The following is a 22,359-nucleotide window of genomic DNA, read 5'->3' as shown; positions in this document are numbered from 1 at the left end:
GACAGGACACGGCAGCAATTCCGGTCGGCTGAGACCGCTAGATCTGACCTCCGATAAGTGAACCTTATCGGCGGTCAGATTCCCCGATTCGTTCTTCTGCCACGGATTCTATTTCGTTTAGTAGCGTTGGTTGCGACGAAACGAAATATCAACGAAACGGGTGAAAAACTGGGTACCCCCTCGCCACGAGTCGGCTGTCGGTTCTCATCTGCTCTGGCGAGTCGGCGAGCATGGAGCCGTGCCAAACGCTTCGAAGGGGCGCTCACCGAGAGGATCCGCGCTGAGGCCGCACCGCAGTGCCGTAGGCTGACTTCCTGCGCCGAATGCCGAAGGGCGAAAGTCAGTCACCGATAGGAACGCGGGAGCCGAGTCGTGGACGATCGATCCAGCGTTGTGGCGGTCCCGGACTCGGTGCGCACCGAGTTACGCCGTGGTGTGCGCAGCGTGCTGGTCGACGCAGCGGCACTGCGGTTGGTGCGCGACCGCTTCGACGACGATCAAGCCGGTTCGCTGCGCCGGTATCTCGAGGCGTCGCAATCGGCGAACACACTGCGCGCCTATCGGGCGGATTGGGTGGCGTGGTCGGCGTGGTGCGCCACCGAAGGGCGCCAGGCTTTGCCCGCCGACGCGCTGGACGTGGCCGTCTATCTCGCCGCGGCCGCCGACGCGCGCCGCGCCGGCGGCGAATGGGCCTTCAGCCCCGCGACTCTGGAGCGAAAGTCGGCGGCCATCGCGGCGGTGCACGCGGCGAATGGCCTGCCGTCACCGACTCGATCGGATGTCGTGCGGCTGACCCTGCGCGGCATCCGCCGCACCCGGCGGACCAAACCCAAACGCAAACGCCCTGTCCTGCTGCACACTCTCGACCAACTGCTCGGCGGGCTGCCCGAACCGGGCTGGCCCGCCGAACCCGCCCGGCGGCGGGATGCGCTCGCGCTGCTCATCGGTTTCGCGGGCGCCCTGCGCCGCAGTGAACTGGCCGGGCTGCGTATCGGCGACGTCGAGGTCGGAGTCGACCACACGACCGGCGAACCGCTCCTGCTGATCCGGCTGCCCGCGACGAAGACCGACCCCACCGGTGCGGCCGAACAACGCGTGGCCCTCCCCCGCGGCCGCCGCCCCGCGACCTGTCCGGTCTGCGCCTTCGCCGATTGGCTGCGACTGCGCGAAATACACGCCGCCGCAGGAACTTCCGGCGTGCGCGCCTGGCTCGCCGACAGTCCCGCGAGGTCGGCCGACATCCACCGTTGCCACGGCTTCACCGGCACCACCCTCACCGACGCGGATCTGCCGGTCTTCCCCACCATCAACCGGCACGGCGGGATCGGCGACCACGCCATGTCCGGCCGCGCGGTCGCCGAACTGGTCAAGCGTTATGCCGCCCGGGCCGGACTCGACCCCGACCTGTTCTCCGGCCATTCGCTGCGCGCCGGGTTCGCCACCCAGGCCGCGCTCGGCGGCGCCAGCGACCGGGAGATCATGCGTCAGGGCCGCTGGACCAACCCGCGCACCGTCCACGGCTACATCCGCACCGCCAACCCCCTGGAAGACAACGCGGTCACCAAGCTCGGATTGTGACTCCGGGCCGACGCCCGAGCATGCCGCGCGCTTGTTTGCTGAAGATATGCTGATGGTGTGCTGTCAGCGCCGGCGCCGATGCTGGCCGTCTCCGGACGGCCGCCGCGGGACCATGGCCGGTGGGCCTTCGAGATGAAGTGGGACGGCATTCGCGCCATCGCGCGGTGCCGGGACGGGGAGTGCCGGCTCTACAGTCGCAACAATCGCGATCTCAGCGGCTCGTTTCCCGAGCTCAGCGCGGTGCTCGCGGATCTGGGCGAGCGCGGCGGGCTGATTCTCGACGGGGAGATCGTCGCCCCCGATCCCGCGACGGGGGCGCCGTCTTTCGGCCGCCTGCAACGGCGGATGCACGTGGTCTCGCCGAGTGCGGAATTGCTGCGCGCATTTCCCGCGCAATACTTGGCCTTTGATTTGCTGACCGTCGGCGAAGTCTCCCTCCTGTCGTTGCCCTACACCGAACGACGTGAGCGCCTGGCGGAACTCGCGCTCGATCGCCCTCTCGCCCGCACCCCGCCCTACTACGCCGATATCGACCCCATGGTTCTGATGGATGTCGCCCGCGAGCACGGTCTGGAAGGGATCGTCGCCAAGCGTCTCGATTCCGCGTACTACCCCGGTCGCCGCTCGCCGGTATGGATCAAGACGCCGCTGCGTAAGACCACGGAGGTCGTCGTCGCGGGCTGGCTGCCGGGTACGGGGCGGTTCTCCGCGACGTTCGGTTCGCTCGCGCTCGGCGCCTACAACGACCGTGACCAGCTGGTGCATATCGGCAATGTCGGCACCGGATGGACGATGCCCGATCGCCGCTCCTTGCAAGCCCGCCTGAACGAGCTGTCCCGGCCGGACACTCCGTTCGATGTCCCGCCGCCGCGCGCGATCGCGGCCGCGGCGCATTGGGTGGAGCCCGTTTTGGTCGCCGACATCGAATATCGCGAAGCCACCCCGGAGGGCCTGCGCCACCCCAGCTGGCGCGGCTTGCGTCCGGACAAGACGCCGCGCGAGGTGAAATTGCCGGAATAGCATGGGATGCAACACTGTATTGCGCGTTGATCGCCATATCGTCGCTAGGACATTTTGGAGGGCGATTACCAGAAACGATCGCGGCTGGAATGGGTCATCCGGATTGAACGTCGGGCAATTCTGGCTGCCGGTTCTGCAGGACGTCCATGCGAGGATCGTGCAACCACAGGCGAGGATCGTTCTATGGTTTCCGCAGGTCAGAGTGGTTGAATCAGTCGTCCCTGTCCGCCACGTCCGGAAAACCCGTGATCGTCGCGGGCGGCAATGGCGCCGCCCCGAGGTCCGGCACCGGAACGCCCGGCCGACCATGCCCCCTGATTGCCGGCTTGAACGCAGTGTCGCGCGATCCCCGCACCAGGGGCTTATCGAAAGGCACTAGCCATGACTCACTCTCTCGAGGGAACCGTCGCGCTGGTCACCGGAGCCTCCAGCGGTATCGGCCGCGCCACCGCCTTGGAGCTTGCCCGTGAGGGCGCGTCGGTGGCCGTGGTCGGGCGGCGCGAAGATCGGCTCACCGACCTCGCCACGGAAATCTCCGACGCAGGCGGACAGGCGTTGGTCGTGCCCGCCGACGTCACCGACTCCGTCGCTGCCGCGGAAGCGGTCGAGCGGACCGTCGAGGGCCTGGGCCGCCTGGACACTGTGGTCAACAACGCGGGGCTCATGCTGCTCGGCCCCGCGCCAGGAGCGGATATCGACGATTGGCGGCGCATGATCGACGTCAATCTCATGGGCCTGATGTACTGCACCCACGCCGCCATACCCCATCTGGTCGAGGCCGCCGGCCAGCAGCCGCGCCGGGTCGCCGACATCGTCAACATCGGCTCGCTCGCAGGCCGCAGCGCATTCGCCATGTCCGCGGTGTACTGCGCCACCAAATTCGGTGTCGGCGCCTTCAGCGAGGCGCTGCGCCAGGAACTCGCCCGCCAACACGTCCGCGTGTCCGTCGTCGAGCCGGGCAGCGTCGACACCGAACTGCGCGATCACAATCCCGCCGTCGTCCAGCAGCAGATCGCCGCCGCACTCGGCGACATCGAGCGACTGCAAAGCCGCGACATCGCCGACGCGGTCGGATACATCGTCACCCGCCCCCGGCATGTGGCCGTCGCCGAACTGCTCGTACGCCCCACCCAACAAGCCTGACCGCCGACTGCCACCAGAGGAACACGACATCACTATGGAAACCCAAGGATTGCTGCCGGCTGCCGCGCACAGCTCCTTCACCGGCGCCGACATGACAGTCATGGCCTGTCTGCTGCTGACGGCGGCTGTCATCGTTGCGGGCGCCGGTCTTCAACTGGTGCAGGGAGCCCGCGGGGGTGAGGCGACCGCAGACCACATCCACCGTTTCATGGCAGGGGTATACATCGGCTGGGCGCCGATGTTCCTGTTGGCCGTGCCGATCTTCCTTGGGTTCGCCGGGCGGATGCTGTCCATCGTCCTGAAGGGTCTTCCGATCCGGCCGGTGGAATTTCTTTCCTTCGCCGCCCTGGAATTCGTCCTCGGCTGCGTCATCGTCATCGCACACGCGCTGGGATGAACCCCAGAAAGCGCAGTCTACCTGCGGATTGTTCATCCCGGAGCACTAAACTCCGGTGCATGCCGCTCGATGAGCTCTGCACGCTGTTGGCCCGCCATGCGCGAGACGACGGGGCAACGGCAATCCAGGACCTGCTGGTCGGCCGGGAGGTGTCGATCCTGCCCCCGCCACCGTCCATGGCCGGTACACGCATGACGCTGATCGCCCAGGGCGCGAAACGTCTCGCGTACGGCGAGCAGGTATACGACCACCGTGCCGGGCACTACCTGGTGGCCTCCACCGCCGTACCGCTCAAATGCCGTTTCCTCGAAGCCACCCCGGAACGACCGGTATTGGGTCTGTGTCTGTTGCTACAGCCCTCGCAGGTCGCTGAGCTGCTGCTGCAGGCAGGTCGCGGCGCCTTCGCCGACGACACGATCGCGCCACCTGCCGTCGGCTTCGCAGAGGCGTCGAAGGAACTGCTCGACGCCGCCATGCGACTGGTTCGCCTACTCGACCAGCCGCGTGACCGGGATGTGCTCACACCGCTGATCAAGCGGGAGATCCTATGGCGATTGCTCACCAGCGAGCACGGCGCGATCGTCCGCCAGATCGGTCTCACCGACCCCAGACTCTCACCGATCGCCGAAGCCCTGCAATGGATCCGGGAAAACTATCGAGAGCCGTTCCAAGTGCCGGACCTGGCCCGGCTCACCGGCATGAGCACCTCCGCGTTCCATCGGCATTTTCAGGCCGTGACCCGCACGACCCCCATCCAATACCAGAAGCAGATCAGACTCAACCAGGCCCGGCTTCTCCTCGCGGCGAACCCCAGGGATGTCGCCAACATCGGCTACCTCGTCGGATACGACAGCCCGTCCCAGTTCAGCCGTGAGTATCGCCGCCTTTTCGGCGCACCCCCCAGCCAGGACGCCATCACCTTCACGACACGCGTCACCGACGAAAACCGCACCGGATAGGCCACCGACATTGCAAAGGGTCGCCATGCGCTGGAAAGGTCTCGGCTCGTCCGGCGACGGCGGCGGCGCCGCGGAAGGCGCGCATCGTTTCGCCGGCGTCGGCGCGCAACAGCGCCAGGCCCACCGCGTCGGCGAGCAGCGCTTGGTGTTCCGGGTCGGGTGTGGTCTCACACGCGCGTGAGTGCGTCGGCGGCTCAGCCGTTTCGTGCCGAACCGCTGACACGCGCGACGATCGCATCGAGCGCCAGATCCATCGCGTAGTCGAATTCCGCCTGGCTGTCGAACCGGGCCAAGTACGGAGCAGCCTCGGCCACGGCCGGCAGTCCGGATTGTTCCAGGGTCGTCCGCCGTGCGGCGATGCCGGCGGTGTCGCTGATTCCGTAGGTGGGGCCCGCGCTGACTTCGCGCAGCAGAGTGCCGATGAGCGTGGCCAACATCGCCCGCAAGAGATGAACCGCTTCCTCCGAGTCGCACCCCGCGGCGCGCAGCACCTCCAAGACGGCTTGGATCGGCGACAAGCCCTCCACCGATCCCAGCTGCCGCGTGAGGACCAGCGCGGCGGCCGCGGGATGCCGAAGAGCGCGATCGCGGAACGCCTCCGCGATGGCACGCAGATCACTGCGGAGATCACCGCTGAGCGCGGGCAACTCGATCGAGCCCAAGAGATGCTCGGCTACCGCATCGAGTAACCCGTCTTTCCCGTCGACGTAGTTGTACAGGCTTTTCGGATCGACTCCGAGCGCGCGCGCGACCGCTCGGATACCCACCGCGCCGACACCGTCGCTGCCGATCACGTCGAGGGTCGCCTCGATGATCCCCGCGCGGGTGAGCTGTCCCGCGCCTTTCGGGGGTCGCCCGCGGCGCGTCGAGGGAGCTTGGCTGGTCATGTGGTCATTCTGCCGCACCCCCTTGATTTAATCCACATCGTGGATATAGTGTCGGAGCCACACCAAACCCACACCGTGGATATTGGAGTCCGATATGCGTTTCCCCTGGGGAACCTCCGACGTCGCCGATCTTCGGACCATCGGAGACCCCATCGACACCTTCACCGATCTCGCCCACGCAGACGGCGGCCCCGGCGCGCGCCTACGACTGGCTCGCGCCCGGGCCGCGGCGTTCCGCCGAGAGTTCCCGAGCACCGGCACCCCCGACAGCGTCACCACCTGCGATCTGGTGACACTGCCGTATCCGACCCGCTTCGGACTGTTCCGCGCCTCCCGCGCCATCGCACCGTTCCTGTCGATCACCAACCGCATGCTGGTGATCCGCTGGCACGATTCCGACGGCCGCCGCCGCACGCTGCTGTTCGAACCCTCGGACGTCGAACGCGGGCGTTACACACCGTATTTCGACAATCTCGCCCAGCGCACCCCGGCCGTGATCCAACGGCGCATGGTCCGCGAGCACGGCACGGTGCAAGCGCATCTGTCGCGCCTGGGGATCGCGCCCGAGGAGGTCGACTACCTGATGTTCGACCACCTGCACACCCAAGATCTGCGGCGGTGGATCGGCACCACGGCGCCTCAGGACGACCTCGGCACCACACCGGCGGCGATCTTCCCCAACGCGCAGGTCATCGTCCAGCGTGACGAGCTGGTCGGCATGGCCGAGCTGCATCCACTGCAGAAGCCGTGGTACCAGCCCGCCACCTATCGTGACGTGCCCGCGGAAGCGTTCCGGCCCATCGACGGCTCGGTCGTCCTCGGTCCCGGTGTCGCCGTGGTCAAGACCCCGGGCCACGTGTTCGGTAACCAGAGCCTGGTGCTCAACACATCGACCGGGATCTGGGTCAGCAGCGAGAACGTGATCGCGACCGAAGCGCTGACCCCGGAACACTCCCGGATGCCCGGCCTGGCGCGCTGGGCCCAGCAGTGGCAGCAGGAGGTCGTGCTCAACGCGAACACGATCGAAACCACCGCCGATCAATACAACTCGATCGTCCTCGAGAAGACGCTGGCCGACCGCAGCCGAACCGACGCACGGTTCCTGCAGTTCTTCCCCTCCAGCGAACTCACCGGCGTGTGGACCAACCCGGGCGCCCACCCCACCTTCCATCACGGCCACATCACCCACGGGCCGCAGCGTTGAGGAGAGACCTACCCATGTCGTCACGTTTCACCTTGCCCCCCGAACCCGTTCTGCGCGCCCGGGAGAAACTCGTTCTCGACCACTTCCACGACGAAGTGGCCCAGGACTGGGACGCCACCCTGTCGACGTTCCCGCACCCGCATTACGAGCTGATCGCGCCGCTGGTCGTCCACGACGGCGACGAGGAGGTGCGCGACTACTATCGCGACACCCGCCGCGCCTTTCCCGACCAAGACCACGAGATCATCGCCCTGCGGCACAGTCACGACGCGGTGATCGTCGAATTCTGGTTACTGGGAACCCATTCGGGGCCGCTCGGAAAGATCCCGCCGACCGGGTCCACCCACAGGACCAGGATGACGGCCTACTTCGTCTTCGACGAGCACGAGAACCTGGTGACTGAACGGATCTACTTCGATCAGCTCACCGTCCTGAAGCAACTGCTGGGCGGACTGGACAAACGCAGTCCCCGCGGCCTGCTCACCTTCGCCCGCGCCCTCGCCGGAGCCGCCACCACAGCCGGACACGAACCGGACCCGCGCCTGCTGGCCACCACACCGCCCGACCTCGGCGACTGACCGCCACTCTCACCCGATAGAACTCAGGAGAAGACCGTGACAATGCGCGCCGACGCGGCGGCCGCCGTACAGCGACCGCGAGACAACGCGGCCACCGGCAAGATCGTCTTGTCCTTCGCCGACGCGCACACCGGGCCGCATCCGGCCGCCGATCCGGTGGCCGCCATCGAGCTCTGCGACCGGGCCCTCTCCGCCGGACGCACCGTCGGACAGGAAGGCCGCATCGGCGGGGCCGACGGCCGATTCGCCTACCTGCAGACCGAGCACCACTCCGGCACCGTCATCGAGATCTCCGACGTCGGGGGCACCGAGAAGTTCGTCTTCGACCTGGTGAAGATGGCCGCGGCGCACTGGGACGGCAGCCACCCGATCCGAACCATCGACACCGGCCTCCTCGGAGGCGATCCGGCGGTAATGACCGCGATGCTCGAGGCACTGGGATGAAGGTCCACCACCTCAACTGCGGCACCATGCGCCCGCCGTGCACCCCTGAGGGCCTGGTCTGCCATGTCCTGCTGCTGGAGACGCCCACCGGCCTCGTGCTCGTGGACAGCGGACTGGGGCTGCGCGACGCCGCCGAACCCGGTGCCCGGTTCGGGCCCGGACGCCACTACGTCCGCCCGCGGTTCGATGAGAACGAAGCCGCCGTCCGGCAGGTCGCACGCCTCGGGTTCGACCAGCGTGAGGTCCGCGATATCGTGCTCACCCACTTCGACGCCGACCACACCGGCGGGCTGGCGGACTTTCCCTGGGCCAGAGTGCATCTCACCGCGGACGAAGCGGACGCGGCACTGCACCCGCGCGGTTTCGTCGAGAAGGTCCGCTACCTGGCTACCCAACGCGACCACCACCCGACGCTGGTCGGCCACCTTCCCGGCCACGGCGAGCCGTGGAACGGCTTCGCCGCAGCCCATGAGCTCACCGACGTCGCGCCCGGCCTCGTCATGATCGGCCTGCCCGGCCACAGCCGCGGCCACGCCGCCATCGCCATCGATACCGGCAAGCGATGGATCCTGCACGCGGGCGATGCGTTCCATCACCACGGGCAGATCGACGGCACCGGCCGCGTGCCCCGATCCCTGATCCTCATGGAGCGCTTCATCGCCCACGACATGCCTCGAGTCCGCGCCAACCACGAACGGCTCACCGAATTATGGACCACCCAGGCCTCGGAACTGCTGCTGGTCAACGCACACGATCCCACGCTGCTTCGCCGTGCCCAGCAGATCGACGCCGGCATCGCGAGTTGAGATGCCCTGCCTCGACGACGTCTGCACACGGCTCACTCCGCCAGACCCGGCCCGGTGGCTCGCACGCCGGAGTCCTCGAAGACCAGCCGGTAGATCGCGGGCATCGGCATGGCCCGGTGGAAGGCCCAGTCCACCTCTCGACAGCCGAACCCGGCCAATGCGCGCGAGATGAAGGTGCCGTGGCTGCCGATCACGACCGTCCCGCCGCGGTGCCGCTGCGCCAGCTGCGTCAGGATCGCGGTGGCGCGCCCGGAGAGCTCTCGCAGGCTCTCCCCTCCTGGCCTGGCCCACCCCGGTTCGGCCCAGTTTTCGCGGTAGTAGCGGGCGAAATCGGGAGTCGGGCCGATTCCGGAGTCCCATTCGCGCAATGCGTGGTCTGTGACAACGGGCAGGCCGATGGAACGGGCGAGAGGTTCGACGGTTTGCACGGCCCGAAGGTAGGGGCTGGAGACTATGGCGGTGGGTGCCGCGGCGGCCAGTATGGCGACCAGCCGCTCGGCCTGGTCTCGGCCTTCGTCGGTCAGCGAGCGCTCCTGCTCGCCCGGTCCGCCCGGCCGTGGGAAGAACGGCTGGGCATGACGGACCAGGACGAGCGTGGATGGCGCGGGGAGCATCAGACGGTCGCAGGCTCGTGGTCAGCGTGGCCGGTGGGCGTGGTCGTCGACGGACGCGGGCCATTGATCGATGCGCGCGAGCGGGCCGCGGCGGCGAGCCGGGAAGAGGCCGAGCAGGCCGCGATCGGCGCGCAGGTCCGAACGTGCTTGTGCCGCATAGTATCCGGCGTGGCGAACGAGCGGGTGTCTGCGGCGGGCTTCGGCCAGCCATCCGCTGGCTTGGCGGATGGCTTCGGCGCGGGTGAGGGGTGGGTCGGCGGGCAGCAGCAGGGTCGCGTGGTCGGGGTCGGCGACGACCGCGGAGCCGAGATGTTGCAGGCAGCGGCCGATGCCGGGGTCGTCGTCCAGGACGCGGTAGGCGCTCAGCGCGAGCTGCCAGCAGCGTAGGGCTCGGCGGGGTTCGCCGCGGGCCCACCACAGCGCGCCCATGGTCTCGTGGGTCTGCGCTCGCCCGTCGGGATCGAGACCGGTGCGGGTGAGGGATTCGGCCAGTTCGAGACGGTCCTGCGCGGCGTCGAGGCGGCCCTGCCGGATGTGCACGACGGCGAGGTTGATCAGAGCGCACACTTCCCCGGCGACGTCGTCACGCGGCAGCAGCCACCACGCGGTCTCCAATTGATCGGCGACCTCGTCCAGATCCACCGGGGCGGCGCCCAGCCGCCGCAGCGCCGTCTGATGTTCCCAGCGGGCGGCCAAGCTCGTCGACAGCCGCCGCGGCCGGTAGCCGCGCGGCCGCTCGTCCAGCCGTCCCGCCCGCAGCAACACCAGGTCGCGATTCAGCTCGTCGATTCCCGGGAGTGAGCACAGATCGTCGGCCACCCCGCTCTCGTTCTCCCCCAATCCGATTCGCGCGTACCACACGTCCAGGGCATTGCCGAGGCGAACCAGGTGCGCGACCGCCGCCGGGGGGAACTCCCGGCCGGGATTCGCGCAGGCGGCCACCAGGGCGCGCAGATAGGGTTCCTCGGTCTCGAACCAGCGGCGAGCGCCCACGGCGAAGCGCCGTGATTCCAGCGCGATCGCCCAGCGTCCCGCGCGGTCGGCGTAGTGGTGCAGCAGCGCGGTGAGCGCCGCGGCCCACTGCGGTCCTGCGGTCACCGTGGATCGATCCGGCAGTTCGGGCACGCGCCGCACGCGGAATCGCTGCGCGCCATGCTCGGTGATGATCTCCCGGCGGCACAGACCCTCCAGCAGTTTCGCCGCAGTGCGCGCGGAGGGTTCGCGCGCCAGCGGCAGCCGTCCCGGCGTGTCACGAATGGCGTTGAGCACGGCCAGCAGCGCGATGGTTTCGTAGTCGTGCACCGGCAGGTCCCGCAGCACCGCGGCGATGAGGTGCCCGTCGAGCACCGCGTCCAGTTCTGGGGCCGGTGCGGCGGCGCGCGGTCTGCGGTCGGCGAGCGCGGGGCCCGGTTCGACCAGACCGGCGATCAGGTCCATTTCCCGGGCGGTCCGCACTCTGGTGCGATACCCGCGGGCGAACCGGGACAGCGCGTAGGCCGCGGCGGCGACGATGAACAGCACCGACAGCCAGCGCAGCGGCCCGTTGAAGAACTGGACGACGGCGTTCTCGCCGAACGAGTTCACCACCAGGGTGCGCACCAGCTCGAACAGCACCGTGTAGGCGACCAGCGACGCGGTGCCGAGAAACCCGATCCAGATCGAGGATCGCGGCGTCGCGGTCTGCCCGACCGGCTCGGTGGGTTCGGTCGAGGTACTCACCGTCGCTCTCCCTCCCCGCGTCCCGGCGCGGCCGCTGTCATCGCAGCACTCCACCGGTCAGGCCCGGCACCACCCACCGCCGCCAGGTCACCAGCAGCAGCGCCACCGGCAGCACCGCCGACACCAGCGACCCGGCGGCCAATTGCGCGGTGTTCTCACCGAATTGCCGCGCCTCGCCCCACAACAGCAGCGACCAGGGGCTCGCGCCTGCTCCGCTGACGACGAGCCCGATGAAGAAGTCGTTCCACACCTGGACGAACTCGAGCACCGCCACCGCCCCCAGCGCGGGCCCGGACGAGGCCAGCACGCGCTGGGCGATGGTGCCCGGGCTGGCCAGGCCGTGCAGGGCGTCCGCGGCGGCGCTGCCCGGCGGGGCGAGCATCGCGCCGCGCAGCACGAGGATGGCGATCGGCAGGCCGGCGGCGGCGTGCACGAGGATCAGCGGGATCCGCGTGCCCGACAGCTCGTGGGCGTCGACGAGACCGTCGATCGGCCCGAGGTAGGTCTGCGCCGGGATCACCGCGAGCACCACCAGCGCCACGACGGCCACCCGGGCGGCGGTGCCGTTGGGTCGCAGCGCCGCCAGCCGGTAGGCCACCGGCGCGGCCGCGGCCACCACGACCACGGTCACGATCCCCGCGACCCATGCGGTGGTCTGCAGCGAGCGCCACAGTCCGTCGTCACCCCACAGCAGACCGATGGCCGCGAATCCGAACCCGTCGTGCCCGTGCAACCCGGTATAGGCGAGTACGCCGATCGGGTAGAGCACCAGCACCGAGACCAGCACGATGCCCGCCGCGCGCACGGGACCGACGCGGCTGCGGCCCGCCACCGACATCGCGCGCACCGCCGACCAGCTCGCGCGGTGCCGGCGCACGTCCACTTGCAGCAGCCAGGCAACCGCGCCCACGAGCACCGCCAGCGGCAGCGCGTAGGCGGCCGCGACCCCGGGCTCGGCGTCGGCCGACAGCCGCCACCAATGCACGGTCGCGCTGTCGACCTGGTACTCGAGCGCCCCGGGCACCCCGATCAGCACCACATCGAACACGCGCGCGGCCGCGACGCCGACGGCCAGCCCGGCGATCAGCAGCACCGGCCGCAGCAACTCGTACAGCCGGACCGCCAGCGGCCTGCCGTCGTCGCGGTAGAGGTAGCCCGCGCGCGCCGGATCGGCTTCTATCGCATGGATTCCGGCACGGAACAGCGCGGTGAGGAAACCCAGCCAGGTCCACAGGAATGCCGAGCCGAGCATCGCCGCGAGCCACCACCGGTAGAGCCCGACGTCCTCGATGTCCAGCCAGCGCGCGCCGCTGCCGAAGATCACCCGGAACGCCACGCCCGACACGAACGCCGACACTCCGAACGGAACGATCAGCGGCAACCACAGCCAGCGCGCCGAGCGCCCCCACCACGCGATCGCCAGCGCGAGGATCAGCAGTCCGATCGCGAAGGCCACCCACAGCAGCGTGCGCAGGTAGGCGCCGCGGTCGTCGGCGGTCATCGTGCCGCCCAGCAGCCACAGTCCGCCGATCGTGCCGCCGATCGCCGACGGCCACACCACGATTCGTATCCAGGGCACACCCAACCGTCGGCGCAGCACGGCGGGCAGGAGCGCACCGGCCGCGGCGAGCGCGCAGGCCAGCACCGTGACCGGACGTGCCCGGGTGGCGATGAGCAGCGTCCACGCGGCGGGCAGCGCCAGGAGCGCGACCGTCAGCACCGTCGCGGGAAGACCCGCCGCCCATCCCAGCCAGCGCCGCGGCCGGCCGCCGGGCACCAGCGGCCCGCGCATGCGGCGGGTGGCCAGCTCGATGCGCAGACCGTTGACGTCGAAATCCGAGGGCGAGGTCATCGGCGCCGCCGCTCGACGTCGTCCAGCGCGGCGATCGCCCGGTCGGTGGACTCGGCCACCCGCCGCTGGGCGCCGTCGCCGATCGCGATGAGGAACTCCGTCAGCACCCGCCACAGCCCTTCCCGGCCGCCGACCGGACCGATCCGGTCGGACAGGTCGAAGGTGCTGCGCGCGGCGAGCTCCCGCGCCGAGGGCGCGAGCAACGGCGAGTAGTCCGCCTCGGTGCGCAGGTTCGGCGCCAGGAAGCCGCCGTAGCGCTCGATCCACGGCAGCGGAGCGCGTGCGCCGGCCAGTCTCTCGACCAGTTCGTCCGCGCGGGGAGTGGCTTGCCGGGTCACCACCATGACGTCGCCTCCGACGATCTTCGGCCGCCCCGACGCGCTGGTCACCGCGGGGAAGGGCACCACGCCCACGGCGTCCTCCACGGTGCGCCCGGAGGCGCGGACCGCGCTGCGCACGATCGGTTCCGCGAAGTCGGGGGCGACGACCGCCGCGGCCCGGCGGTGCTGGAACACCTCCCGGACGGCGTCGGAGAACTGCCTGGTCAACGCGACGCCGACGCCGCCCGGAAACGCGTGCCGCTGCCCCCACAGCACGCCCAGATGCCCGAACGCGGCGCGCACGGCCGGGTTGTCCCACTCCCGGCTGTCTTTGGACGCCAGATCGTCGTAGATGCGCGGGGATTCGGCGAGCAGAACGTTTTCGAAGAAGTCGGTCAGCGCCCATCCGTCGGCGGCGGGCAGCGCGAGCAGGCGGATCGGCGTCTGGGCGAGCACCTCCATCCGGTCGACCCAGTCGGCGAGAGTCCAGGCCGCCGGCGCACCGAGGCCGTAGCTGTCGAATTGCTGCCGGTCGAACCACAGCAGCGACTTGTCGGCGGCTTTGAACGGCACCCCGTACAGGCGCCCCTCCGAGCGCAGCAACGCTTGCCAGGGCTGGGCGTAGCGGCTGCCGAGTTCGTCGGTCCACACCCTGTCGGCGACGGGCCGCAGTTTGTGGTCTCCGGCGAGTTCACGCACCCGGCCCGCCTGCGGAAGCAGCACCACGTCCGGCGCGGACGGTCCGCCCGCGGTGAACGCGGTGTCGGTGTTGTCGCCGAGCGGGATCACCTCGATCGCGAAGCCGAGGTCCAGGCCGTCGAGGACGGCGTGGAAGGCCGCCAGTTCCTGCCCGCTCCAAGACACCCCGACGCGCACCGCGTCCGAGCTGCCCAGCAGCAGGTCCGGCGCGCACGCGGCGACCAGCGGGAGCAGCGTTCCCGCTTGCAGCACCGCCCTGCGCGTCCCCATCGACCCCCGATGTCATTGCGTGGCAATCGAACCCGATTATGCGTCAAAGCCCTCGCGCCGGTGGGCGCTTCGCGATCTTCGCCGCTTTCCCGGGAAACTCGCGTGCGTGGCTGCGGCGGCCTCTGCTACCGTCGCCCGCGTGAAGCGCGCTGCTGTGACGACGACGCCGGAATCCGTCCCGGCGCGCTGATCCACGTTTGTCCGAGCCCCGGGGCGAGTGCCCTGGGGCTTCGTCTCGTGGTCACTCGCCCCCTGTCGACGAGGAGACCACCATGCCCGACCATCGCACCCTCGGCCGTGCGCTGAACCTGTTCGACACCGACCCGCTGATCGGCTCCGGCCTGCCGTTCTGGCTGCCGGACGGCGCGGCCGTGCGCCAGGCGTTGGAGGACTACATCCGCACCGCCGAACGCCGCGCGGGCTACCGCCACGTGTATTCGCCGGTGCTCGGCAAACGCGAGCTCTACGAAATCTCCGGGCACTGGCGGCATTACCGTGACGACATGTTCCCGCCGATGGACCTCGGCGGTGAGCACGTGGTGTTGCGCCCGAGCCTGTGCCCGCACCACGCGCTGCTGTTCCGGTCCCGCGCGCACAGCTATCGGGAGCTGCCGTTGCGGATCGCGGAGCTGGGTGGCATGTATCGCTCCGAATTGTCCGGCGTGCTGGGCGGATTGACCCGGGTACGCGGAATCCAGCTCAACGACGCGCATATCTTCTGCACCCTCGATCAAGTAGCCGCCGAGGTCACCGGTGCGCTGGCGATGATCGCCGACGCCTACGCCGCGCTGGACATCCGTGCCGCCCGCTACCGGTTGTCGCTGCCCGGGCCGGAGGGGAAATACGTTGCCGCGCCGAACTTGTGGGAGCGGTCGATCGCCCTGCTCACCGCCGCCCTGGACGATTGCGGCCTGAGCTACGACGCGGTGGCAGGCGAAGCGGCGTTCTACGGGCCCAAGATCGACGTGCAGGTCCGCGACAGCGCGGGACGGGAGTCCACCCTGTCCACCGTGCAGGTCGATTTCCATCAACCCGAGCAGTTCGACTTGCGCTACACCGGCGCCGATGGCGCTGCGCACCGGCCGGTCATGGTGCACCGCAGCATCGTCGGCAGCGTCGAGCGGGCCGTGGCCCACCTGATCGAATGCCACGGCGGCCGGTTCCCGGCCTGGCTGGCGCCGACCCAGGTGGTGGTGCTGCCGGTGACCGATGCCCAGCAGCCCGCGGCCGCGCACCTCGAGCGCCGCTGCCATGACCTCGGACTGCGCGTGGCGGTGTCGCCGCCGGATCGCGGCAGCCTCGGTGCACGCATCCGCGATCACCGACTCGTGCCGTATCAGGCGATCATCGGCGCCGAGGAGGCCGCCGCCGACGCGGTGGCGCTGCGTTTGCGCGACGGACGCCGCCTCGCCTCGTTGCCCGCCGCCGAAGCGCTCCGGCGCATCGACGCGCTGCTCGCCGTCCATAGCGCCGAACTGTGGGAGGACGCGTGAGAACCCGGCCGAGGGTGGCCGACGCGCCCCGGGCTTGTTCGATGTAACCCTTGTCACAGCCTGGTACAGGCGCGTACCGTACGAATGGTACATCGGAGTACCACACGAGGAGGTGGGCGCATGCCCGCTGTGCGACTTCCCGACGGGCCATCCACCCCGCCGATCGTGCAGAACTTGCGGATACTGACCGGGCGCACCCGGACCTGGCGGCGCATGCACGACCGTTACGGATCGGCCTTCCGCGTCCAGATGCCCCGATTCGGAGACTGCGTCGTGCTCGCCGACCCGGCCGAGATCAAAGCCCTGTTCACCACGAGCACCGACCTCGTCGACAACATCGACGTCAACCTCGGTCAGTTCCTCGGACCGGGGTCGCTGTTCGCGCTGACCGGCGTCGAACACCGCAAGCAGCGCAAACTGCTCACCCCGCCGTTCCACGGCCGCAGGCTGGCCGTGTACGAATCGCTCGTCGAAGAGGAGGCGGTCCGCGAGATGGCCGACTGGCCGTCGGGCCGCGAGTTCGCGACGATGGACTCGATGATGCGGATCACGCTGAACGTGATCCTGCGCGCGGTCTTCGGCGCCGAGGGCGCGGAATTCGAGGAATTGCGCCGGCTGCTGCCCAAACTCGTCCTGATCGCCTCAGCCCTCGCCGCGATCCCGGTTCCCCGGCGAGCGCTGGGCAGATTCGGTCCCTGGGCCCGCTTCGCGGCCTACCGCCGCCGCTACGACGAAATCGTCGGCGAACTCATCGACCGCGCCAACCGCGAAGGGTTGGACGAGCGCGACGACGTGCTGGCGATGATGCTGCAGGCGCGCTACGACGACGGCACGGCCATGTCGCGCGGCGAGATCGCCGACGAACTGCTGACCCTGCTCACCGCCGGGCACGAGACGACGGCGACGACGTTGTCGTGGACGATCGAGCGGCTGCGCAGGCACCCGGACGTCCTGCGGCGCTTGGTGGCCGAAGCCGACGCCGGGGGCTCGCAACTGCGTGAGGCGACGCTGCTGGAAGTGCAACGCGTCCGGCCGGTCATCGACATCACGCTGCGCCAGGTCCGGGCCGAGACGCTGCAATTGGGCCGATGGACCTTGCCCGAGGGCCAGAAGATCGTGGTCAACATCCGGTTGATGCACGACAACGAGGACCTCTTCCCGAACGCCCGTGCCTTCGACCCCGACCGGTTCGTCGGCGTCCGTCCGGGCACGTTCAGCTGGATCCCGTTCGGCGGCGGCAGCCGCCGCTGCATCGGCGCCGCGTTCGCCACGATGGAGATGAACGTCGTGCTGCGCACGCTGCTGCGGGACTTCACGCTGGAACCCACCGACGCCCGCGACGAGCGCACCCACTTCCGTGGCGTCGCACTCGTCCCGGCCGGGAAGGGCCGCGCCGTGGTGCACCGGCGCACGCCGCGTCCCGGCGAGCGAACACTCGACCGTGCCGTCGAGGCGACCGCATGAGCGAGCGGTTCGCCGATCTCATCCGCACGTCCGAAAGCAGGAGCACCCATGCCCCGCACCCGTAGGCCGCTGTCGGGCCGCCCGGTCATGATCACCGGCGCGGCCTCCGGCATCGGCCGCAGCCTGGCCCGATTGCTGTCGGGCACCGGCTCTCCCGTCGCGATTGCCGATACCGATGCGGTGGGGCTGAAGGAGACCGCGGCCGCATTGACCGGCCCCGTACTCCCCCGCGTCCTGGACGTGCGCGACGCCGCCGACCAGCTCGCTTTCGCCGACGAGGTCCGCGACTGGCTGACCGCGCCACTGGCGGCGGTGTTCAACAACGCCGGTGTCGCGATGTCCTCCTCGGTGCTCGACGCCGTCGCCGACGACGACGAATGGCTGCGGCGGATCAACTTCGACGGCGTCGTCAACGGCACGCGCGCCTTCCTGCCCATCCTGGTCGAGCAGGATCACGGCGTGATCGTCAACACCTCGAGCGTATTCGGGCTGCTGGGCATGCCCAATCAAAGCGCTTACTGCGCGGCCAAATTCGCGGTGCGCGGATTCACCGACGCCCTGCGCCAGGAACTGCGCGGCACCGGTGTCTCCGCGGTGAACGTCCACCCCGGCGGCATCAAAACCAACATCGCGCGCAACGCCCGCGTCCGCAAGGACCCCGAGGGCCGGGGCCGGACGCACGAGCAGATGGCCGCGGAATTCGAGACACTGGCGCTGACCACGCCGGAGAAGGCGGCCGAAATCATCTGCCGCGGAGTCGAACACGGCAAGTCCCGGATCCTGGTCGGTCCCGACGCCTACCTGTTCGATGCCTTGGCGCGGGTGACGCCCACCCACTACTACGGTGTGGTCGCGCTGCTGGAGCGCCGCCTGCGGGCCCGCGACGCGAAAGGGGCGCGGGCATGAGCGAACACCTCGACGTCCTGATCGTCGGCGCCGGCCTCTCCGGCATCGGCGCGGCCCACCACCTGCGGGCGGCCTTCCCGCACCGCACCTACGCGATCCTCGAGGCGCGCGACACCCTCGGCGGTACCTGGGACCTGTTCCGCTACCCCGGAGTGCGCTCGGACTCCGACATGCACACCCTCGGGTACCGATTCCGCCCGTGGACGCAAGCGGAAGCCATCGCCGACGGGCCCGCGATCCTGCGCTACATCCGCCAGACGGCCGCCGACGCCGGCATCGACCGGCACATCCGGTACGGGCATCGGGTGATCGAAGCGTCCTGGTCCAGCGCCGAGTCCCGCTGGAGCGTGCTGGCCGAACACGACGGCGACACGTGCGAACTCACCTGCGACTTCCTGCTGGTGTGCAGCGGCTACTACCACTACGACGAGGGCTACACGCCGCGGTTCGCCGGAATCGGCGACTTCCGCGGACAGGTGGTGCATCCGCAGCACTGGCCAGAGGACCTCGACTACACGGGCAAACGGGTGGTCGTGATCGGCAGCGGCGCCACCGCGGTGACCCTGGTGCCCGCGCTGACCGACAACGCCGCGCACGTGACGATGCTGCAACGCTCCCCCACCTACATCCTGCCGGTGCCCGCGCGGGACGCGCTGGCCGGCCGGCTGCGCGCACTGCTGGGGCCGAGACGGGCCTACACCGTCGTCCGGTGGAAGAACGTGCTGGTCAGCACCGTGATCTACCAGCTGAGCCGGCGACGTCCACGACTGATACGAAAGTTCATCCGCGACCTGACCGTCAAGCAACTGCCGCCGGGCTACGACGTCGACACCCATTTCAAGCCCGTCTATCAGCCGTGGGATCAGCGGCTGTGCCTGGTGCCGGACGCAGACCTGTTCCGCGCGATCCGCGGCGGCCGCGCCTCGGTGGTCACCGATCGCATCGAACGGTTCACCCCGACCGGGCTGCTCCTGGCCTCCGGCCGCGAGCTCGAGGCCGATGTGGTGGTGACCGCCACCGGGCTGCGGCTGCTCGCGCTCGGCGGCATCCGGCTCACGGTGGACGGGCAGCAGATCGCGCTGCCGCACACCATGGCCTACAAGGGGATGATGCTCAGCGGAGTGCCGAACTTCGCCTTCACCATCGGCTACACCAACGCCTCCTGGACCTTGAAAGCCGATCTGGTCAGCGAATTCGTCTGCCGGCTGCTGCGGCACATGGACGCGGGCGGCTACCGGCAGACCACTCCGTGGCCGGACTCCACCGTGACGCCCGCACCGCTGCTGGACTTCCAAGCCGGGTACGTGCTGCGCGACATCGACCGATTCCCCAAAGCGGGCTCCCGGGCTCCGTGGCGGCTGGGCATGAGCTACGCCCACGACGTGCTCACCCTCCGCTACGGCCGCATCGATGACGGCACCATCCGCTTCACCCGCGGCGGCGCACCGCCCGACGATCACCACACCGTGGCATCGGGACACGACAACCGCCCGGCCACGGGTTCGGGCCGGGCATGAGCAACCGAAGGGAGTAACTAACCTGATTCTCGTGACCCGCGCCGCGCCCGTAACCCGCACCTCCGCCGACAACGACTCGGATTCGGGGTTCCGCCGCCGCCTGCTCGACGCCATGGCCATGGCGGTGTGCGAACGCGGCTACCAGGACACGACCGTCGCCGACGTGGTCCGCCACGCCCGCACCTCGCGCCGCACCTTCTACGAGCACTTCACCAGCAAACAGGACTGCTTCATCGCCCTGCTGAGCGAGCACCACAAGCAGATGATCCAGCGGATCGATGCCGCGGTCGACCCGCACCAGCCCTGGCGTAGCCAGGTGCGTCAGGCCATCGAAGCGTGGATCCGCGTCGCGCGCGAAGAGCCGTCCTTGACGCTCAGCTGGATCCGCGTCGTCCCCGCCCTCGGCGACGACACCCGCCAGTTGCAGCGCGAGGTCGGCGAGGCGTTCGTGACGCTGATCCAGAAACTCGCCGACACACCGGAATTCGCCGCCGCGGGACTGCGGCCGCCGTCGCGGCAGGTGGCGACGATCCTGTTCGGCGGTTTCCGGGAACTCATCGCCACCACCGTGGAGGACGGCGACGACATCGCGGGCATCGTCGACGTGGCGGTCGAATCCGCGATCGCGCTGGTCGGACCGCACCGCTAGCACCCACTCGACGGCGACCGCCCGGCTCACCGGCCGGCGGCGGCGAACGCTCCGTCGGTCAGCACCGGCACCACCTCGCTGCGGTCGAGCTCGGTGGCCACCGCGACATCCTGCGCGAACCCGCCTTCGATCAGTTCCCGGCCCGAGGCGCAGTCCCGGATCAGCGCCGCGACGTCGGCGATCCCGTCGTGCGCCACGGCGGCGGCATGGGCTTCCGGAGACAGCGGTCCGGCTCCGAGACGCGCCAGCGCCGCGGCGACCGCCCCCGCGCCGAGCCAATCCTCCACCGCGGGCCGCAGGCCGGCGCGGCCGGGCCATTGCTCACCGGCGGCGATCACGGCGACCGGCTGCCGTGCGCTGCCCCATCCTTGCCCGGCGATCCAGCCGGCGACCGCGCTCGCGTTGCGCAGGCACGCCGCGACGACCGGCACGCCGTTGACGGCGGCGGAGATGGCCGACCCGTTGGGTGAGGGCAGCACCAGCCGCTCGGCGACCGGTGCACGGCGCAACGCCGCCGCAGACAGCGACCACGGCTGTTGCTCGGACACCGCTCGCCGCCCCACCGCCAGCGCCGCGCCCTGCCGCGCGGCGAATCCGCCGCGCCGCCGTCCCGCCACGGGTAAGGAAGCACCCGCGTCCCCGCTTCGACAGCGACCGACACCGCCGTCGTGAACGACAGGACATCGACCACCACTACGCACGCGCTACCGGGCCCGAGCGCGACCGCACCTGCCGAACCCCACTCCAGCCGCACACCCCACGACCGCTGACGCGCCCACTCGGCGATCTCCGGCATGCCCTTTCCCTCCCACTGCTGACCCGTCCACCCGTTCAGCCCTGCTCGGTCCGCTCCGGCCGGTAGAACCACTCCTCCAGACCGAAATCCTCCCGGATCTTCTTCTGCTCCACGAGGAACTGCTTGGTCCCCGTCAGCAACTGGATGCCCGACGGCGCGAAGATCTCGTCGGGAATGTAGCTCTGACGCGCGGTGGCCCGCACCACCGCCTCCGGTGACTTCGACTGGGTAACTTCGTAGTTCACGTAGTCGTCCCAATGCTGCTTCGCATACCGGTTGGCCTCACCGATCACCGACTGCCACGCGGCGCCGAACCGCGGATGGCTGTCGAGGAAGTCCTGACTGCTGACCGAGGAGCTGGTACCCGCGAGATCGGGATGGTTGTCCTGAATCGAGTCGACCTGGTGGAAACCCTTGGCCAGGAACGCGTGGAAGAACGACGACGGGTTCACATCCGGCAACGCGACCGCCGCGACATCACCGCCGTTGAGCGGCGCCTCCGCGTCGGTGGCCAGCAGGTGCACCAGCTGCGCCTGGATCCCCTCGGCCTTCAGCGCACCCTGCAGGTAGCGGTCGATATAGGAACCGGATTGCACCCCGATCTTCTTGCCCGCCAGATCCTTCAGCGTCCGGATCGACGGATCCTTGGCCACCACACCAGCGTTGTAGTTCACCGCCGCGATGGCCAGCAGCCGCGTCTTCAACCCGCTGCCGCGCGCGACCAGCGCGGGCGTGTCACCGTAGGTGGCGACATCGAGGCGGCCCCCGACCAGCGCCTGGTTCAGGTCGGGCCCGTTGGGGAAGCTGTAGACCTCGATGCTGTCCACACCCAACGGCTTCAGCGCGGGCAGCAGGGCGCCGCGCTGATGGGCGAAGCCCACCGGCCCGGTGAGCACGTTGCCGGTGCCGATGGTGCCGATGCGGAGGGTCTTGATCTCGGCGCGGGTCGCCGAGCCCGCGTCGTCGGCCCCGCAGCCGGTGAGTACCAGCAGCAGAGCCGAAACGACAGCGGGCACGATCAGCCGGATGATGCGCATGATTCGC

22 protein-coding genes are annotated in these 22,359 nt (G+C 69.6%); 15 read left to right on the top strand and 7 right to left on the bottom strand.

The window, feature by feature from the left end; genetic code table 11:
• The first annotated feature begins 372 nt into the window (after window positions 1–372).
• From ABZ552_RS29475 to ABZ552_RS29450, 6 genes are all read left to right on the top strand, one after another.
• Window positions 373–1,578 (top strand): site-specific integrase, encoded by a 1,206-nt coding sequence (locus ABZ552_RS29475; protein ID WP_281879790.1) that lies wholly within the window; start codon window positions 373–375, stop codon window positions 1,576–1,578.
• A gap of 78 nt (window positions 1,579–1,656) precedes the next feature.
• Entirely contained in the window at window positions 1,657–2,598 is a 942-nt protein-coding gene (gene ligD, locus ABZ552_RS29470) for a non-homologous end-joining DNA ligase (RefSeq protein ID WP_281880938.1), read from the top strand.
• 381 nt (window positions 2,599–2,979) lie between these two features.
• Window positions 2,980–3,741 (top strand): SDR family NAD(P)-dependent oxidoreductase, encoded by a 762-nt coding sequence (locus tag ABZ552_RS29465; protein ID WP_281879789.1) that lies wholly within the window; start codon window positions 2,980–2,982, stop codon window positions 3,739–3,741.
• Between the two features lie 34 nt (window positions 3,742–3,775).
• Window positions 3,776–4,138, top strand: coding sequence for a hypothetical protein (locus ABZ552_RS29460; RefSeq protein ID WP_281879788.1), 363 nt, complete (start codon window positions 3,776–3,778; stop codon window positions 4,136–4,138).
• A 59-nt stretch (window positions 4,139–4,197) separates the two neighbouring features.
• Window positions 4,198–5,097: an AraC family transcriptional regulator gene (locus tag ABZ552_RS29455; RefSeq protein WP_281879786.1), complete on the top strand. Its 900-nt coding sequence runs from the start codon at window positions 4,198–4,200 to the stop codon at window positions 5,095–5,097.
• A 25-nt stretch (window positions 5,098–5,122) separates the two neighbouring features.
• A complete protein-coding gene (locus ABZ552_RS29450; protein ID WP_281879784.1) occupies window positions 5,123–5,278 on the top strand; it encodes a hypothetical protein in 156 nt (51 codons plus the stop codon).
• A 13-nt stretch (window positions 5,279–5,291) separates the two neighbouring features.
• Here the strand turns inward: ABZ552_RS29450 and ABZ552_RS29445 are convergent, their stop codons facing one another.
• The gene (locus ABZ552_RS29445) at window positions 5,292–5,984 is read right to left on the bottom strand and encodes a TetR family transcriptional regulator (protein ID WP_281879783.1); all 693 of its coding nucleotides are present in this window, start codon (window positions 5,982–5,984) and stop codon (window positions 5,292–5,294) included.
• A gap of 94 nt (window positions 5,985–6,078) precedes the next feature.
• Between ABZ552_RS29445 and ABZ552_RS29440 the strand changes: the two genes are divergently transcribed.
• From ABZ552_RS29440 to ABZ552_RS29425, 4 genes are read left to right on the top strand one after another with little or no spacing between them, the layout of a single operon-like run.
• Window positions 6,079–7,188: a hypothetical protein gene (locus tag ABZ552_RS29440; RefSeq protein ID WP_281879782.1), complete on the top strand. Its 1,110-nt coding sequence runs from the start codon at window positions 6,079–6,081 to the stop codon at window positions 7,186–7,188.
• 14 nt (window positions 7,189–7,202) lie between these two features.
• Window positions 7,203–7,766 carry an ester cyclase gene (locus tag ABZ552_RS29435; RefSeq protein ID WP_281879779.1) on the top strand — a complete coding sequence of 188 codons (564 nt, stop codon included), beginning with the start codon at window positions 7,203–7,205 and terminating at the stop codon, window positions 7,764–7,766.
• 36 nt (window positions 7,767–7,802) lie between these two features.
• On the top strand, window positions 7,803–8,210 hold the full coding sequence (locus tag ABZ552_RS29430; protein WP_281879778.1) for a hypothetical protein: 408 nt from the start codon (window positions 7,803–7,805) through the stop codon (window positions 8,208–8,210).
• Window positions 8,207–9,016 (top strand): MBL fold metallo-hydrolase, encoded by an 810-nt coding sequence (locus ABZ552_RS29425; protein WP_281879777.1) that lies wholly within the window; start codon window positions 8,207–8,209, stop codon window positions 9,014–9,016. Before ABZ552_RS29430 ends, ABZ552_RS29425 begins: the two co-directional genes overlap by 4 nt.
• A 32-nt stretch (window positions 9,017–9,048) precedes the next feature.
• Here ABZ552_RS29425 and ABZ552_RS29420 read toward each other — a convergent pair whose 3' ends face one another.
• Genes ABZ552_RS29420 through ABZ552_RS29405 form a run of 4 tightly spaced genes read right to left on the bottom strand, consistent with a single transcriptional unit; the run spans window position 9,049 to window position 14,490 of the window.
• Complete coding sequence (locus ABZ552_RS29420) at window positions 9,049–9,630, bottom strand: histidine phosphatase family protein (protein ID WP_281879776.1); 582 nt, start codon at window positions 9,628–9,630, stop codon at window positions 9,049–9,051.
• Window positions 9,631–9,651: 21 nt separating this feature from the next.
• Window positions 9,652–11,349, bottom strand: coding sequence for a tetratricopeptide repeat protein (locus ABZ552_RS29415; RefSeq protein WP_281879775.1), 1,698 nt, complete (start codon window positions 11,347–11,349; stop codon window positions 9,652–9,654).
• 37 nt (window positions 11,350–11,386) lie between these two features.
• Window positions 11,387–13,201 (bottom strand): hypothetical protein, encoded by a 1,815-nt coding sequence (locus tag ABZ552_RS29410; RefSeq protein ID WP_281879774.1) that lies wholly within the window; start codon window positions 13,199–13,201, stop codon window positions 11,387–11,389.
• Window positions 13,198–14,490 carry an extracellular solute-binding protein gene (locus ABZ552_RS29405; protein WP_281879772.1) on the bottom strand — a complete coding sequence of 431 codons (1,293 nt, stop codon included), beginning with the start codon at window positions 14,488–14,490 and terminating at the stop codon, window positions 13,198–13,200. The genes ABZ552_RS29410 and ABZ552_RS29405 overlap by 4 nt, the downstream gene beginning before the upstream one ends.
• A gap of 272 nt (window positions 14,491–14,762) precedes the next feature.
• On the opposite strand from ABZ552_RS29405, the gene thrS reads away from it, so the two are divergent.
• The 5 genes from thrS to ABZ552_RS29380 all read left to right on the top strand — a co-directional run bounded on the left by thrS (window position 14,763) and on the right by ABZ552_RS29380 (window position 20,519).
• Window positions 14,763–15,983 (top strand): threonine--tRNA ligase, encoded by a 1,221-nt coding sequence (thrS, locus tag ABZ552_RS29400; protein ID WP_281879771.1) that lies wholly within the window; start codon window positions 14,763–14,765, stop codon window positions 15,981–15,983.
• Between the two features lie 120 nt (window positions 15,984–16,103).
• The gene (locus tag ABZ552_RS29395) at window positions 16,104–17,447 is read left to right on the top strand and encodes a cytochrome P450 (protein WP_281879770.1); all 1,344 of its coding nucleotides are present in this window, start codon (window positions 16,104–16,106) and stop codon (window positions 17,445–17,447) included.
• A gap of 48 nt (window positions 17,448–17,495) precedes the next feature.
• Window positions 17,496–18,353, top strand: coding sequence for an SDR family NAD(P)-dependent oxidoreductase (locus tag ABZ552_RS29390; protein ID WP_281879769.1), 858 nt, complete (start codon window positions 17,496–17,498; stop codon window positions 18,351–18,353).
• Window positions 18,350–19,870 (top strand): NAD(P)/FAD-dependent oxidoreductase, encoded by a 1,521-nt coding sequence (locus tag ABZ552_RS29385; protein ID WP_357441224.1) that lies wholly within the window; start codon window positions 18,350–18,352, stop codon window positions 19,868–19,870. Before ABZ552_RS29390 ends, ABZ552_RS29385 begins: the two co-directional genes overlap by 4 nt.
• Window positions 19,871–19,901: 31 nt before the next feature.
• A complete protein-coding gene (locus ABZ552_RS29380) occupies window positions 19,902–20,519 on the top strand; it encodes a TetR/AcrR family transcriptional regulator (protein WP_281879767.1) in 618 nt (205 codons plus the stop codon).
• Window positions 20,520–20,545: 26 nt separating this feature from the next.
• Here ABZ552_RS29380 and ABZ552_RS29375 read toward each other — a convergent pair whose 3' ends face one another.
• The gene (locus ABZ552_RS29375) at window positions 20,546–21,136 is read right to left on the bottom strand and encodes a 2-phosphosulfolactate phosphatase (protein ID WP_350356384.1); all 591 of its coding nucleotides are present in this window, start codon (window positions 21,134–21,136) and stop codon (window positions 20,546–20,548) included.
• A 214-nt stretch (window positions 21,137–21,350) separates the two neighbouring features.
• Entirely contained in the window at window positions 21,351–22,352 is a 1,002-nt protein-coding gene (locus tag ABZ552_RS29370; RefSeq protein ID WP_281879766.1) for an ABC transporter substrate-binding protein, read from the bottom strand.
• Between the last annotated feature and the right edge of the window lie 7 nt (window positions 22,353–22,359).

This window comes from Nocardia sp. NPDC019219, from assembly GCF_040632645.1.
In the GTDB taxonomy this organism is placed as follows: Bacteria; Actinomycetota; Actinomycetes; order Mycobacteriales; family Mycobacteriaceae; genus Nocardia; species Nocardia sputorum.
Note: the sequence above shows the minus strand (reverse complement) of the source record. Positions and strands in the feature narration are given on the sequence as shown.

Coding starts and splice junctions, on each gene's coding strand:
- ligD (WP_281880938.1), top strand. CDS start 1,657: ATGCTGGCCGTCTCCGGACGGCCGCCGCGGGACCATGGCCGGTGGGCC.
- ABZ552_RS29465 (WP_281879789.1), top strand. CDS start 2,980: ATGACTCACTCTCTCGAGGGAACCGTCGCGCTGGTCACCGGAGCCTCC.
- ABZ552_RS29460 (WP_281879788.1), top strand. CDS start 3,776: ATGGAAACCCAAGGATTGCTGCCGGCTGCCGCGCACAGCTCCTTCACC.
- ABZ552_RS29455 (WP_281879786.1), top strand. CDS start 4,198: ATGCCGCTCGATGAGCTCTGCACGCTGTTGGCCCGCCATGCGCGAGAC.
- ABZ552_RS29450 (WP_281879784.1), top strand. CDS start 5,123: ATGCGCTGGAAAGGTCTCGGCTCGTCCGGCGACGGCGGCGGCGCCGCG.
- ABZ552_RS29445 (WP_281879783.1), bottom strand. CDS start 5,984: ATGACCAGCCAAGCTCCCTCGACGCGCCGCGGGCGACCCCCGAAAGGC.
- ABZ552_RS29440 (WP_281879782.1), top strand. CDS start 6,079: ATGCGTTTCCCCTGGGGAACCTCCGACGTCGCCGATCTTCGGACCATC.
- ABZ552_RS29435 (WP_281879779.1), top strand. CDS start 7,203: ATGTCGTCACGTTTCACCTTGCCCCCCGAACCCGTTCTGCGCGCCCGG.
- ABZ552_RS29425 (WP_281879777.1), top strand. CDS start 8,207: ATGAAGGTCCACCACCTCAACTGCGGCACCATGCGCCCGCCGTGCACC.
- ABZ552_RS29420 (WP_281879776.1), bottom strand. CDS start 9,630: ATGCTCCCCGCGCCATCCACGCTCGTCCTGGTCCGTCATGCCCAGCCG.
- ABZ552_RS29410 (WP_281879774.1), bottom strand. CDS start 13,201: ATGACCTCGCCCTCGGATTTCGACGTCAACGGTCTGCGCATCGAGCTG.
- ABZ552_RS29405 (WP_281879772.1), bottom strand. CDS start 14,490: ATGGGGACGCGCAGGGCGGTGCTGCAAGCGGGAACGCTGCTCCCGCTG.
- thrS (WP_281879771.1), top strand. CDS start 14,763: ATGCCCGACCATCGCACCCTCGGCCGTGCGCTGAACCTGTTCGACACC.
- ABZ552_RS29395 (WP_281879770.1), top strand. CDS start 16,104: ATGCCCGCTGTGCGACTTCCCGACGGGCCATCCACCCCGCCGATCGTG.
- ABZ552_RS29390 (WP_281879769.1), top strand. CDS start 17,496: ATGCCCCGCACCCGTAGGCCGCTGTCGGGCCGCCCGGTCATGATCACC.
- ABZ552_RS29385 (WP_357441224.1), top strand. CDS start 18,350: ATGAGCGAACACCTCGACGTCCTGATCGTCGGCGCCGGCCTCTCCGGC.
- ABZ552_RS29370 (WP_281879766.1), bottom strand. CDS start 22,352: ATGCGCATCATCCGGCTGATCGTGCCCGCTGTCGTTTCGGCTCTGCTG.